The organism is Paraburkholderia sp. J67 (assembly GCF_905220265.1).
Lineage (GTDB): Bacteria > Pseudomonadota > Gammaproteobacteria > Burkholderiales > Burkholderiaceae > Paraburkholderia.
Map to the genome: position 1 here is coordinate 1 of NZ_CAJMZK010000055.1, position 12,547 is coordinate 12,547.

At 64.9% G+C, this 12,547-nt stretch carries 13 protein-coding genes; 10 read left to right on the top strand and 3 right to left on the bottom strand.

Annotation, left to right across the window (positions count from 1 at the left end; all coding sequences use genetic code 11):
- The 3 genes from U5782_RS40780 to U5782_RS40790 all read left to right on the top strand — a co-directional run.
- Positions 1-145: hypothetical protein (locus U5782_RS40780; protein WP_322049548.1), on the top strand; the 145-nt coding region annotated here is incomplete at its 5' end.
- Positions 146-347: 202 nt separating this feature from the next.
- Positions 348-701, top strand: coding sequence for a DOPA 4,5-dioxygenase family protein (locus tag U5782_RS40785; protein ID WP_322049538.1), 354 nt, complete (start codon positions 348-350; stop codon positions 699-701).
- Between the two features lie 389 nt (positions 702-1,090).
- A complete protein-coding gene (locus U5782_RS40790; RefSeq protein ID WP_322049539.1) occupies positions 1,091-2,203 on the top strand; it encodes a CAP domain-containing protein in 1,113 nt (370 codons plus the stop codon).
- A 107-nt stretch (positions 2,204-2,310) separates the two neighbouring features.
- Here U5782_RS40790 and U5782_RS40795 read toward each other — a convergent pair whose 3' ends face one another.
- Complete coding sequence (locus tag U5782_RS40795; RefSeq protein WP_322049540.1) at positions 2,311-3,669, bottom strand: MFS transporter; 1,359 nt, start codon at positions 3,667-3,669, stop codon at positions 2,311-2,313.
- A 295-nt stretch (positions 3,670-3,964) separates the two neighbouring features.
- Here U5782_RS40795 and U5782_RS40800 point away from each other — a divergent pair, with 295 nt between their 5' ends.
- The gene (locus U5782_RS40800) at positions 3,965-4,264 is read left to right on the top strand and encodes a hypothetical protein (RefSeq protein ID WP_322049549.1); all 300 of its coding nucleotides are present in this window, start codon (positions 3,965-3,967) and stop codon (positions 4,262-4,264) included.
- Positions 4,265-4,303: 39 nt separating this feature from the next.
- On the opposite strand, the gene U5782_RS40805 is transcribed toward U5782_RS40800, so the two are convergent.
- Positions 4,304-5,275, bottom strand: a complete 972-nt coding sequence (locus U5782_RS40805) for an aldose 1-epimerase (protein WP_322049541.1) — start codon at positions 5,273-5,275, stop codon at positions 4,304-4,306.
- A gap of 221 nt (positions 5,276-5,496) precedes the next feature.
- Here U5782_RS40805 and U5782_RS40810 point away from each other — a divergent pair, with 221 nt between their 5' ends.
- From U5782_RS40810 to U5782_RS40830, 5 genes are all read left to right on the top strand, one after another.
- Positions 5,497-6,579 carry a LacI family DNA-binding transcriptional regulator gene (locus tag U5782_RS40810; RefSeq protein WP_322049542.1) on the top strand — a complete coding sequence of 361 codons (1,083 nt, stop codon included), beginning with the start codon at positions 5,497-5,499 and terminating at the stop codon, positions 6,577-6,579.
- A 219-nt stretch (positions 6,580-6,798) separates the two neighbouring features.
- Positions 6,799-7,839 carry an ABC transporter substrate-binding protein gene (locus tag U5782_RS40815; protein ID WP_322049543.1) on the top strand — a complete coding sequence of 347 codons (1,041 nt, stop codon included), beginning with the start codon at positions 6,799-6,801 and terminating at the stop codon, positions 7,837-7,839.
- 20 nt (positions 7,840-7,859) lie between these two features.
- Complete coding sequence (locus U5782_RS40820; RefSeq protein ID WP_322049544.1) at positions 7,860-9,467, top strand: sugar ABC transporter ATP-binding protein; 1,608 nt, start codon at positions 7,860-7,862, stop codon at positions 9,465-9,467.
- Positions 9,451-10,464: an ABC transporter permease gene (locus tag U5782_RS40825; protein ID WP_322049545.1), complete on the top strand. Its 1,014-nt coding sequence runs from the start codon at positions 9,451-9,453 to the stop codon at positions 10,462-10,464. The genes U5782_RS40820 and U5782_RS40825 overlap by 17 nt, the downstream gene beginning before the upstream one ends.
- 4 nt (positions 10,465-10,468) lie before the next feature.
- Positions 10,469-11,515 (top strand): ABC transporter permease, encoded by a 1,047-nt coding sequence (locus tag U5782_RS40830; RefSeq protein WP_322049546.1) that lies wholly within the window; start codon positions 10,469-10,471, stop codon positions 11,513-11,515.
- 19 nt (positions 11,516-11,534) lie between these two features.
- Here the strand turns inward: U5782_RS40830 and U5782_RS40835 are convergent, their stop codons facing one another.
- Positions 11,535-11,987: a hypothetical protein gene (locus U5782_RS40835; RefSeq protein WP_322049547.1), complete on the bottom strand. Its 453-nt coding sequence runs from the start codon at positions 11,985-11,987 to the stop codon at positions 11,535-11,537.
- An 81-nt stretch (positions 11,988-12,068) separates the two neighbouring features.
- On the opposite strand from U5782_RS40835, the gene U5782_RS40840 reads away from it, so the two are divergent.
- Positions 12,069-12,380 carry a hypothetical protein gene (locus U5782_RS40840; protein WP_415914500.1) on the top strand — a complete coding sequence of 104 codons (312 nt, stop codon included), beginning with the start codon at positions 12,069-12,071 and terminating at the stop codon, positions 12,378-12,380.
- The last annotated feature ends 167 nt before the right edge of the window (positions 12,381-12,547 follow it).

A 12,547-nucleotide genomic window follows, 5' to 3' on the forward strand; every position in this document is an offset into this window, starting at 1 on the left:
CCAGGGCGCGGATTACAGCTCGATCCTGGTGGGCATCCAGGTGCCCGCCGCGGAGGACGCCGAATTCCGTCGCTTCCTCGCGACGCTCGGCTATCCGCATTGGGAAGAGACGCAGAATCCAGCGTATCGGCTGTTCCTCAAGTGAGCGAAAGCCTGTGATTTGTAAAAAACGTCCAGCGTATGCTGGACGTTTTTTACCCGCCAGGGAAGGCGAGAATTTACCAAGGATACCTATTCAATCGCCGTGGGAAATAGCGGATTAAATCACGGCACTCGAGCACGAGCCAAAGTTCATTTCGCGGCAAAATAGCGGTTTGTATCGACTCTTCGCCCTTCAAACGCTCACCATGAAACTTGCTGATCCTGCCAACATTGCCAGCTGGCACGCCCATATTTATTTCGATGCCAACACTCGCGACACAGCGTGGGCCTTGCGAGAAACCATCGCTGCCGAACTTGGCGATGCCGTGGAAATCGGCCGTTTTCACGAGCGTCCGGTCGGTCCGCATCCGATGTGGTCGTATCAACTCGCGATAACGACCGGGCAGTTTGCGCATGTGTTCGCATGGCTCGTGGTCAATCACGGCAAACTCGACGTTTTCGTGCATCCCAACACCGGCGACGCGCTGCGCGATCATCGCGATGCGGCCGTGTGGATTGGTCAGTCGTACACACTCAACCTCGCCGCTCTCGGTGGTTAAGCGAAGAAAGATAGCAAGTACATCGAATTAAAACTCAGATAAAACTCCCCGCATTCGACCTTCAATCTTCAGTCGAATCGTCGCTGAAACGCTATGTAAATTGCCGTTCCAGCCCTCTTTGCATTCCTGCATAATCGCGCGTTTTGCCGGCGAAACCGGTAAAACGTGCCTGTTTTTCCCCTCTGCTGATTCCACTCAAGTTCGTTGCGCGACCTGCCGTTAGTCAGGACGCGCAATCAATTTCGCGTCATCGTTTTCTGTAGACAAATGAAAAGCGAAGGCCGAATTCAGGGTCAAGAAGACCTGGAGCAGCACAGGGTGGGCGCGCCTGATCCGGTGTCGGCAGATTGGCCGACGCTGCTTCACGAAGAACCTTTACAAGGCACGATATGCGGTTTTCCAGTCTCAGATTCGAAGCGGTGGCGGTGCTCGCTGCCGCCTTGCTCGCCGCGTGTGGCGGCGGTGGTGGCTCGTCCGGTGGCTCGGGCGGCACGGCGACCAACAACTCCTCGAACGGCAATAGCAGCGCGGCGCAACCCACGACCACCACGACGACTTCGCAGTCGAGTCCGTCGCTCAACGGCGCGGTGCTGATCACGCCGGCGTCGCACCCCACCGCGCTGCCCAGCGCGAGCGGCAACGCCGCCTCCGACGGCACGGCCTACATCAACGCCGTGCGCCAGAATGCCGGTCTTGTGGCGCTGCCGGCCAATGCTGGCCTCGCGACCGCGTCGGGCGATCACGCGACCTATCTGGTCGACAACCAGGCCTACGGCCATACCGAGACGGCAGGCAAGACAGGCTTCACGGGCGCCGATCCGCAGACGCGCATCCAGGCCGAAGGCACCTTCACGATGATGGGCGAAGTGGTCGTGGCCGGTCAGCCCGCCGCCTTCACTGACAGCGTGTCGCCGGTCGCGACGCTCTTCGATGCCCCTTTCCATCGCATTGTCATGCTCGACGGCTTCACCTCGATGGGCGTCGGCTACATGGCGAACTCAAATTGGGAGGCCTTTAATATCGACTTCGGCAGCAATAGCGCCGATACGCTGTCGGCGACGACGCTCGTTGCCTACCCTTATGCCGGCCAGCAGGGCGTGCCGACAAGCTGGTTCGCCAACGAAGATCCGAATCCGTTTGCCAGTGCAACGCAGTACGAAATGACTACGGTTGGCTATCCGGTGACGATCCAGAGCGCGTTTGGCTCGACGCTTAGCTCGATGAGTTTCACCATCACCGCCACCGACGGCACCAACGTTCCGTGTCTCGCGCAAACGCCGCAGACCACGCCGGGCGAGTTGTCGAATGCCGCGCTCTGCGTGCCTTACGCGCCGCTTGCAAGCAACACGATTTACGCGGTGCGCGTGACCGGCACGTTGACCGATGCCTCGAACCAGGTCCATCCGATCAATCTGGCCTGGAACTTTGCTACGGCAGCTTCGGGCGTGGCGCACGACGCCGTGCAAGGCGGATTGACGAACCGGCCGCTGCCGAAGTTCTGATCCGCGCCCGCGCATTCGTCATCGCAGGCTGAAACACAAAGGGGCCGCAGTGGAATCTGCGGCCCCTTTTTATTGTGCGGACGCGTCGCGCCGCGACGCTGTGCCGGTCAATGCCCGAACGACTCCTTGGGCGCATCCGCGGCTGCGGCTATCGCGTGGGGCCGCACGGCCTGCTTCACGAGCAGGGCCGCACAGGCCACGAGGCCGGCGACTGCGATCGTCGCAAAGATGCCCGCGAACGAGAAGTGTCGACGCGCCAGTTCGGCGACCAGGAACGATCCGGCGATGCCGCCGAAGCGTCCGATCCCCAGCATCCACGCGACGCCGGTGCCCCGGCCCTGGGTCGGATAGAACGCCGCGGCGAGGGCGGGCATCGACGATTGCGCCGTGTTCATCAGTACACCCGCGAGGAAAACGACGAGCACGAGCGCGCCCACATTGCCCACGGCCTGGCCGATGAGCCAGACGGACAGTGCGGTCAGCGCGTAGCACGCCGCGATGATCCGGTTGGCGTTGAAGCGGTCCATCAGCACGCCGCACACCACCGCGCCGATGCCGCCGAGCGGGAACAGCGCCGAGATCAGCGTCGCGCGCGCGGCCGGCAGGCCTGCGTCCTTGAGCAGCAGGGGCATCCAGTTGATCGACGCGTAGAAGATCACGAGGCCCATGAAATAGGCGACCCACAACATCACCGAGCCTACGACATAGCGCGCGGAGAGCACGACGCCGACGCCCTTGCCATCGGCGTGAGGCGCGGTCTCGGTCATGGTGAACGACTGCGCATCCCGGGCATCGGCGGAAATGCGCGCGAGCGCCGCGCGAATGCGCTCGGCCGGCCGCTGGTTCGCGACCATGTAGCGCACCGATTCCGGCATGCGCAGCGCAAGCGGAATGGCGAGCACGAGCGGCGTTACGCCGCCGAGCATCAGCACGCTGCGCCAGCCGAAGTGCGGAATCATCCACGCGGCCAAAAAGCCACCGAACGCCGCGCCCAGCGGAAAGCCGCAAAACATCAGATTGATGATGGTCGCGCGGCGGTTGTCGGGGCAGTATTCGCCCATCATCGTGACGGCGTTCGGCATGGCCGCGCCCAGGCCCACGCCGGTCGCGAAGCGCAGCCAGACCAGATGGTCGATGCTGCCGGCGAATGCCGAGGCGAGACAGGCTACGCCAAAGACCAGCACGGAGCCGAGCAGCATGGCTCGGCGGCCGAGCCGGTCGGAAAGCGGCCCCGAGGCGAGCGCGCCAAAGGCAAGACCGAATAGCGCGGCGCTCAGTACCGGTGCCAGCGCGGGTTTGGCGAGCCCCCACTCACCGAGCAGCGAGGGCGCGATGAATCCGATGGCCGCCGTATCGAAACCGTCGAGCAGCACGATGGCGAAGCACATCAGAAAGATGAACCACTGGAATGGCGAGAAGGGATGCTCGTTGATGAACGTCTGGACGTTGACGGCACTGCGGCTCATGAAAGGTGTCTCCTGTTTCGACCGCACCCTGTGATCCGGCGCTGGGTGCGGTTCCGTGCAAAGTGTGGCGATTAGCGTACACAAATTCGCTATACGAACTCTGGACGTCATCCTACTCGCCTGCGGCCTTACGCGATATCGGGGACATTATCGAGGCGCATCCGCGCGTGCGCGTCGTGCGTATCTTCGATCGCATGTGCCGCGTGGCGGCGTGTCGAACTTGTGCTGGCGACGTTTTGCCGGTGCGAATGCAGGCTTGAAGGAGATCGACGTGAAGACCCGGACGCTTTTTTTCATGGCGCGCGTGGGCGCGCTCGGCTTGACGGTTGCGCTCGCGGCGGGCTTACCCGCGCGTAGCGCATTGGCGCAGTTATCGGCTAATGACGACTTGCGTTCGCCGCAAAACAGCCTCGCGCTGATGCCCAACGCGCCGCTCGGCAGCGAATACCCGACGCATGGCAATCGTCAGGCGGGCGAACTGCCGGTCGGGCCGACGGATCCGCGCGGCCAGCTCGCCAATGGTCTGCCGAACAATAGCCAGGCGGGTGGATACGGCGCGCCGCAGGCCGGCGTGCATCCCCCATCGGGGATGTGACACGCGGCGACGCGCGCAGAGTGGGCGCTTCAGCCCAAGCTAGAAGCGCCCCGGCTGCCACGCCAGTTTCGCTTCCACGGTCTCGCCGGGTGCGAGCGCCGCGCCGCCCACATCGAGGCGGCCCGCCAGTCCGTCGAGCTGGAGATTGAGCCAGTCCGTCGTGTTGCTGACCGGCTCGGCGCAGAACCACGGTAGGCCCTGGGCGCTGTAGAGCACGAAGAAGTCGAGCGGCGCGCCCGCTCGCAGGGTCAGCCGGCGGCCTTCGTCCGGCCATTCGATCAACGCCTCGCGGCGCCAGCCCGAGAAGTTGTTGTCGAGATCGAAGTCGTCGACGATCAGGCCGTGTTCGAGCGCGTCGACCGCCGGATGCGCGCTGAGCGAGACCGGCAGCACCTCGGCATCGATCTCCCACATCGCGCGCACGCGCGCAGAAAGCCGCGTGCCCGGCGTCTTCGGATAGTAAGGATGGTGGCCGAAGCCGAATGGCATGGTGCGCGTGCCCAGATTGCGCGCCCAGAGGCGCACCGACAGCCCCGCTTCGTCAAGCGTGATGGACTGGCGTGCCTCATAACTGAACGGCCAGCCCTCCTTGCCGTGCGCCGGCGCCTCGTGCGCGAAATGCAGCGTCACCGTATTGGCGGCCTGCGACTCGACGCGCCACGGTCGCCGCCACGCGTGGCCGTGCAGCGCGTGGCGCAGCGCGCCGGTGCCGCTCGGCAGGTCGATCATTTCGCCCTCGAAACGAAAGCGCCCGTCCCGAATGCGGTTGCAATAGGGCATCAATGGAAAGCTCGCCATGCCGAGCGGGTCGCGCGCGTCGATGGCTTCGCGCGTGGCGGGGCGCAACCAGTGCTGTGTGGCGCCGCTTGCGCTGCCTTCGTCGTACCAGGCTGCGATCGAGCCTCCCACTTGCGGCGCGATCAACGCATGTGATTCGCCATGCGAGAGCGTGACGAGTTGTCCATCATCGAGCGCTGCGGCGTCGAAGCGAGGCGTCGGGGCGGCGGTCAAAGGCGCGATCTCCGGGATGAGTGAAGCGAGCCAGCATGGTCGATGAATATTACTAATAAAAAATAATATAGTCGCGAATCCGGGGAGTCGTGACGTGGATGTCATGCCGACTTACGCCAATTGTTCGGCCAAAATATTAATGCTACGCTTCGGCCCACCAGCGCCCGCCCGGGACCTGGCTGTGCCACTGCCGCCGGGCTGCGCAAGCTCACACGCATCCGATGAAAAAATCGACCCAGCGCCGCCCGACCATGACCGACATCGCGAAGGCTGCGGGCGTGTCGCAATCGACTGTCTCGCTCGTGCTCAATGGCGCGGTCGGCGCCAAACTGTCAGAGGCCACGCGCAACAAGGTCCACGAGGTCGCGCAGTCGCTCGGCTACCAGTTGCCGGTGCGCGCGGCCCAGCCGCCCGCGCCGGCGCGCGAGCGCAACCTGATCGTCTATATCGCCGACGAAATCTCCACCAGCCCGCATCCGGTCGTGAGCGTCGACGGCGCGCGCGACGCCGCCTGGAATGCGGGCTGCGTGCTCGCGGTGTTCTCGACCCACGGCAACGCGCAGATGGAGCAGCGCGTGCTGCAAACGCTCGCCATGCCCAACGTGCTCGGCGTGATCTATGCCACCGTCTACACCCGCAAGGTCACCGTGCCGCCCGCGTTGCTCAAGGTGCCCGCCGTGCTGCTCAATTGCTACGCCTCGGATCACGCGCTGTCCTCCGTCGTGCCGGCCGAGGTGGCGGGCGGCCATACGGCCACCGAATATCTGATCGAGGCCGGTCACCGGCGCATCGGCTTCATCAACGGCGAGACCTGGCAGGACGCAGCGAAAGACCGTCTCAAGGGCTATCGCCAGGCGTTGGCGACCGCCGATCTGCCATTCGATCCGCGCCTCGTGCGCGATGGCGACTGGAGTCCGGACAAGGGCTTCGAACTCACGCTCTCGCTCATGCGCGAGCCGGTGCCGCCGACGGCGATCTTCTGCGCCAACGACCTGATGGCGATCGGCGCAATCGAGGCGCTCAAACAGCTCGGCCTGCGCGTGCCCGAGGACGTTTCCGTGATGGGGTACGACGATCAGGAAATCGCGCGCCACACCCATCCGCCGCTCACCACGGTTGTGCTGCCGAACTACGAGCTGGGCCGCTGGGCCGTCGACACGCTGCTCCAGGAAGAGCAGAACCGCAGCGCCGGCGCGCCGGTGCGCCAACGCACCGTGAAGCTGGACGGCCCACTGATCGAGCGTGCTTCCGTCGGTGCGCCGAGCGCCACGGCCCCCGTGAATACCCTCATTAATATCTCCTGAAATCGACTGGTAATATTAGTTGAAGCAGCGCAGGTAATAACGAGGCGTATGAGTGTGTCGAGCATGGGAATGCGATGCACCTGACGCCGGGAAGAAAGACAAGAAAGGAAGACAACAAAGCCGCGGCAGGGCGCTGCCCGACCCGCCAACGTCATTCATCGCTTTGCATGGGGCCGCACCGCACGTCCAGACGTCGAGTGCCGCCGACAGGAGACAGCCATGCGTCGTCAACGAATCCAGTCCGCTCTCATTGCCGCCGGTTTGTGCGCGGCCCTCGCCGCCACTGTGTCGGGTAGCGCCTACGCGCAGTCCGATGCCGGCGCGCAGAAAGTCCAGTCGAATTCCAGCGAGACCTGCACCAACCCGAAACCCGGCGGCAAGAAGCTGAGCGACATGGTGGTCGGCTTTTCGCAGTCGGAGAACGAACAGAATCCGTTCCGTGCGACCGAAACGGCGTCGGTGCGCGAAGCGGCCAAGGCGGCGGGCGTCAAGCGCCTGCTCTATACGAATGCGAACGCGAACCAGGCCAAACAGGTCGCGGATATCGAGAGCATGATCAATCAGGGCGCCGAGGCGCTCATCATCGCGCCGAACGATTCCACTGGCCTTCAGCCCGCCTTCGCCCAGGCGCGCGCCAAGGGCATTCCAGTCGTGACGATCGACCGGCTGACGGCGGGTAGCTTCTGCCAGGACTACATCACCTTCCTCGGCTCGGACTTCTACAAGCAGGGCGAGCGCGCCGCCAAGGCACTCGCGGACGCGACCGGCGGCAAGGCCGTGATCGCCGAAATCCAGGGCGGCTACGGCAATACGGTCGAAAGCCAGCGCACCGATGGCTTCGCGGCCGGTCTCAAGGCCTACCCGAACATGAAGATCGCCGCGGCGCAAACGGCCAACTGGTCCACCACCGAGGCGCAAAAGGTGATGGAGCAGATTCTGCTCGCGCATCCGGACGTCGACGCCGTCTACACCCACGCCGACACCATGACGATCGGCGCGATCACGGCGCTGCGCCAGGCAGGCAAGCTCAAGGGCGTGAAGATCGTGTCGATCGACGGCACCAAGGACATCGTCACCGATATCGACCAGGGCACGGTGGCCGCCGACGTCGAGACCAATCCGCGCTTTGGTCCGCTCGCCTTCAAGTCGCTCGAGGACTGGCTCGCGGGCAAACCGGTGCCGCAAAAGCAGATCATGGACGACGCGCTGTTCGACAAGAGCAACGCGAAGACCTCGCTCGCGGCTGGCAAAGTCTACTGAGCGGCGGCGAGGCGACGACGATGAGCGCAGCCCGCGACGTATCCGAAAGCTCTCCTCCTCAGGCCGGGCCGCGCGCCGTGCTGGAAACGCACGGCGTGTCGAAAACCTTCGGCGTGGTGCGCGCGCTGCGCGACGTCTCGCTCACGCTGCGTGCGGGCGAGGTGCACGGCCTCGTCGGCGAAAACGGCGCGGGCAAATCGACGCTCATCAAAGTGCTCACGGGCTTTCATCAGCCCGATGTCGGGGCGTTGACGCTCGACGGTGCGAACGTGTCGTTCGATAGTCCGCGCGCCGCGCAACGCGCGGGCGTGTGCGCCGTGTATCAGGAGATCAACCTGATTCCCGAGCGCAGCGTCGCCGACAATATCTATCTTTGTCACGAACCAAAACGATTCGGCATCCTGACGGATAGAAAGCGCATGCTCGATGGCGCGGCAGAGATCGTGCAGCGCTATCGGCTGGCTGTCGATCCGGCCGCGAAGCTCGGCACGCTGGGGCTGGGCGCGCAGCAGATGGTGGCGATCGCGCGCGGCGTTTCGCTGGGTGCGCGCGTGCTGATCCTCGACGAACCGACCTCGGCGCTGAGCGGCGCGGAAGTGGACGTGCTGTTCGGCGTGGTGGAGCGCTTGCGCGCCGAAGGCATCGCGCTGCTGTTCGTGAGCCATCGGCTATCGGAGTGCTATCGCCTGTGCGACCGCTTCACGGTGATGCGCGACGGCGCCGTGGTGCGCACGGGCACGCCCGAGGAGTTGCCGCGCGGCGCGTTGATCGCCGCGATGCTCGGACGCGAGAGCGCCGGTGAGCACGCGTGGGCCGATCGCTCGGGCCGCGCCGACGCCAACGCCGACACGACGCCCGCGCTCCAGGTCGACGGCCTGCAATGGGGCAACCGCGTGCGCGACGTGTCGCTGCGGGTGGCGCCGCGCGAGATCGTGGGCTTGGCCGGGCTGCTCGGCTCGGGTCGCACGGAAACCTTCAAGACGATCTTCGGCGCGCAAAAGGCCGACGCGGGCGACGTGAAACTCGCGGGCGCGCTGCTCACGCACGCGACGCCCGCGCGCTCGATTGGTCGCGGTCTCGCGTTTCTTTCGGAGGACCGGCGCGCCGAGGGCATCTTCCCGCGGCTTTCGGTGGGCGAGAACATCGTCGCGAGTTTGTTGCCGCGCATCGCGCGCTTCGGCTTCATCTCGCGCGCCAAGGAAGCGCAAGTGGTGCGCGAGTCGATCGCGCGTCTGGGCATCAAGACGGCAGGGCCCGGCGCGCTCATTACGACGCTCTCCGGCGGCAATCAGCAGAAGGCGCTGATCGCGCGCTGTCTGTCTACCCGCCCCGATGTCCTGCTGCTCGACGATCCGACGCGCGGCATCGACGTCGGCGCGAAAGAGGAGGTGCATCGCGTGGTGCAGCAACTCGCGCAGGAGGGACTGGCGGTGGTGGTGACGTCCTCGGAGATGGAGGAGTTGCTCGCGCTGACCGACCGGCTCGTGATGCTCAACGAAGGCGCGACGCAGGGCGGCATGCCCACGGCGGGCGCGCATCCCGACGACGTGCTCGCCGTGCTGGCCGGGCAGAGTGTGCAAGACCCGCAAGGACTGCAAGGACCAGATCGCGATGGCGAGCAATCTTGAATCGAACGAGGAACGCTTGAGCCCCTCGAATATCCCAGCACGGTGTGCATCGGGTGAATCCGCGCGCGGGCGTGCCGCCTGGTTGACCGTGCTGCGCGAGCACAGTGTCTATTTCGCCCTTGCCGCGCTGGTCCTCTTCAATCTGGCGGTTACGCCCGGCTTCTCGAACCCATTCGCGGCACGCAGCCTGTTGTTCGAGGCCGCGCCGATCGTGCTGATCGCACTTGGCCAGAATCTGGCGATCGCGACGCGCGGTATCGATCTCTCGGTCGGCTCGGTCATGGCGCTGGCGAGTGCGTCGGTCGCCGTCTTCCTGCCGTATGGCGTGGGCACTGCGCTGGTGGGCGCAGTCGCGGTGGGCGCGCTGGCCGGCTTGTGCAATGGCGCGCTGGTCGCGGTGCTCGCCATCGATCCGCTGATCTCCGGGCTGGCGCTGCTGGTTGCCGCGCGCGGGCTCGCGCAGGCGCTGCTCGGCGGTTCGCGCGTAAACCTGCCCGACGCGCCGGCCTTCGATCTGCTCGGCGCGGGTGCGCTCGGTCCGGTGCCTGTCGTCATGCTGATCGCGCTGGCGCTCGCCGCCGTGGTGGCGTTCGTCGTGCGCCGCACGACCTTCGGGCGCTACACGATACTCGTGGGCGCAAGCCGCAGCGCCGCGTTCCTCGCGGGCATTCCGGTGCGCCGCACGCTGTTTCTCGTCTATGCGGTCAGCGGCACGCTGGCCGGACTCGCGGGTTTGTTCGCCTCGTCGCGGCTCGGTGCGGCGGACCCGAACTACGTGGGCGTGAACTTCGAACTCGACGCGATCGCGGCTTCGGTGATCGGCGGCACGCCGTTGTCGGGCGGGCGCATTTCAATCGTCGGCGCGGTGTTCGGCGTGCTGCTGCTACAGGTGCTCGACGCAAGTTTCATCATGAACAACGTCAGCTTTACCTATGCGCAGATCCTGAAGGCGGTGTTCATCATCGTTGCGCTTTATCTGCAACGTTCGGGAGGCTGACACGATGGCCAAGGACGCAATGGACGCTTCGTCGTCTTCCGCCGCACCGCGTGCAAGCCGTCGCGCGCAGATCATCGCGCTCGTGCAGTCGCGCGGTGCGATCGGCATGCTCGTGGTGGTCGCGCTGATCGCGGGCCTCGTCTTTCCCGACTTCCTGCGACCGGCCAATCTTGCCGATATCGTTTCGAACAGCGCATTCCTCGGGCTCGTCGCCGTGGGGCAGAGTCTCGTGATCATCCTCGGCGGCTTCGATTTATCGGTTGGTTCGATGGTCGGCCTCGGCACTGTGCTCTGCGCCTATGCCGCGCCGTATGGCTGGGGCGCGGCGATGCTTGCGCCCGTCATGGCCGGGTTTGTCATCGGCATCGTCAATGGCCTGCTGATCGCGCGCGCACGCATGGCGCCATTCATCGTGACGCTTGCCGCATTGCTTGGGCTCAAGGGCTTCTCGCTCGTACTCGCGAGTCAGGATCTGCTGATCGCTAATCCGGGGTTCTTCACCCATATCGCCAACGGCTCATTGTTTGGGCTCAACAATCTGATCTGGCTGTTGGCGGTGGTCTATGCGCTCGGCGCGCTGCTGCTCAATCACACGCGCTTCGGTGCGGCGATCTTCGCGATCGGCGGGAATGAGGAAGCCGCACGCATGCTTGGCGTGCGGGTGGAGCGCGTGAAGGTGCTGGCCTATGGTTTGTCGGGCGCGCTGGCGGGACTGTCCGGAGCGTTGCTCGCTTCGCATCTGGATTCCGGACTCGCGGCGGCGGGGACGGGCTATGAGTTGCAGTCAATCGCGGCTGCTGTGATCGGCGGCGTGCTGCTCACGGGCGGCGTCGGCACGATGGCCGGGCCGCTTGCGGGCGTGCTGCTGCTGGGGGTGATCGACAACGTCATCAATCAGGTGGGCACGCTCAGTCCGTACTATCAGAATCTCGCGAGTGGTGCGTTCCTGCTCGCGGCCGTGATCGTGCAGACCGTGCTGACCGGACGGCGGCATGGCGTTGCGCGCACTGCGGGTGGCGGGCGCAAGGGCGCGACGCCACGGGGCGCATAGAGCCACGAACGGCGTTCGGCTATTGCCGCGAGACGGTCAGTTTCACGCGCGTTGCGCCGTCGGTTTGCGCGGTGATCTCCGTGCGGCTGCCGCGTTCGCCCAGATAGAAGTGCTGCCGGCCTGGGGTGTTGGCGTCGTGGGTGGCGCTCGGCAGGCACGAGGCGATATCGGCGCCCACGCCTTCGAGCGCGGCCGTGCCAGACCCGGTTTCGGCGTTACGTGTGCTCCATGTGCATTGATAAGTGCCGTGCGCGGCTGCGCATTGGGCATCGTCGCTATAAGGTTGGGCGACGGCGCGGCCGTCATCGGCGCTCAGCGATGTGAAATGTTGCGGTGCGGCCGCGACGATACGCTTTAGCGCGGCGCAGGGACTTGCGCTGTCGTCAGCATGGGCAGCGAACGGTGAGAGGAGTAGGAGCACCGCAGCGAGGGTCGATGTGCTGCGGGCGAGTTGGGGATTGTCGGAGCGCATGTTCGGTTCGCCGCCTGAGTGGCGGCGCCTCATGTGGTGGCTTGTGGAAGGATGGTGCAAACGTCGTGCCGGGAACGACGCTTGCAGACCCTCTTTCAAAACAATCAACACGAGGATCGCGACATGACTAAACCTGAACGGTTCCGATATTCGATGCGTGTAGGCGTGTTTTGGGCCGCGACGATCACGCTCGCGCTGGCGGCCTTGCCGGGCTATGGCGCGTCACAGGACGAAGAAGATCATGCGTGTCGCAGCGATGCATTTCATTTCTGCGCGAGTGAGATTCCTAATAAGGAGAAAATCACGACGTGCATGAAGCAGCATTACGACGAACTATCGCCACTCTGCAAGGCGATGTTCAAGAAGCCATCGAAGGGTGGATCGAAAAGCTGAATTGGCCGGTAGGCGGAAGATTGCGGCGCGACGGAAGTCGCGCCGTTTTTTTGTCTTGCGGCGGTTTTGTACTTGCGCCGACGATACGAAGCGCGCTAAGATTCGCCCCCTTCGTTTGCCGCGATACGCGCAGCGAAGACCGCCGGAAGAAACGGTGGTTCGCCGGG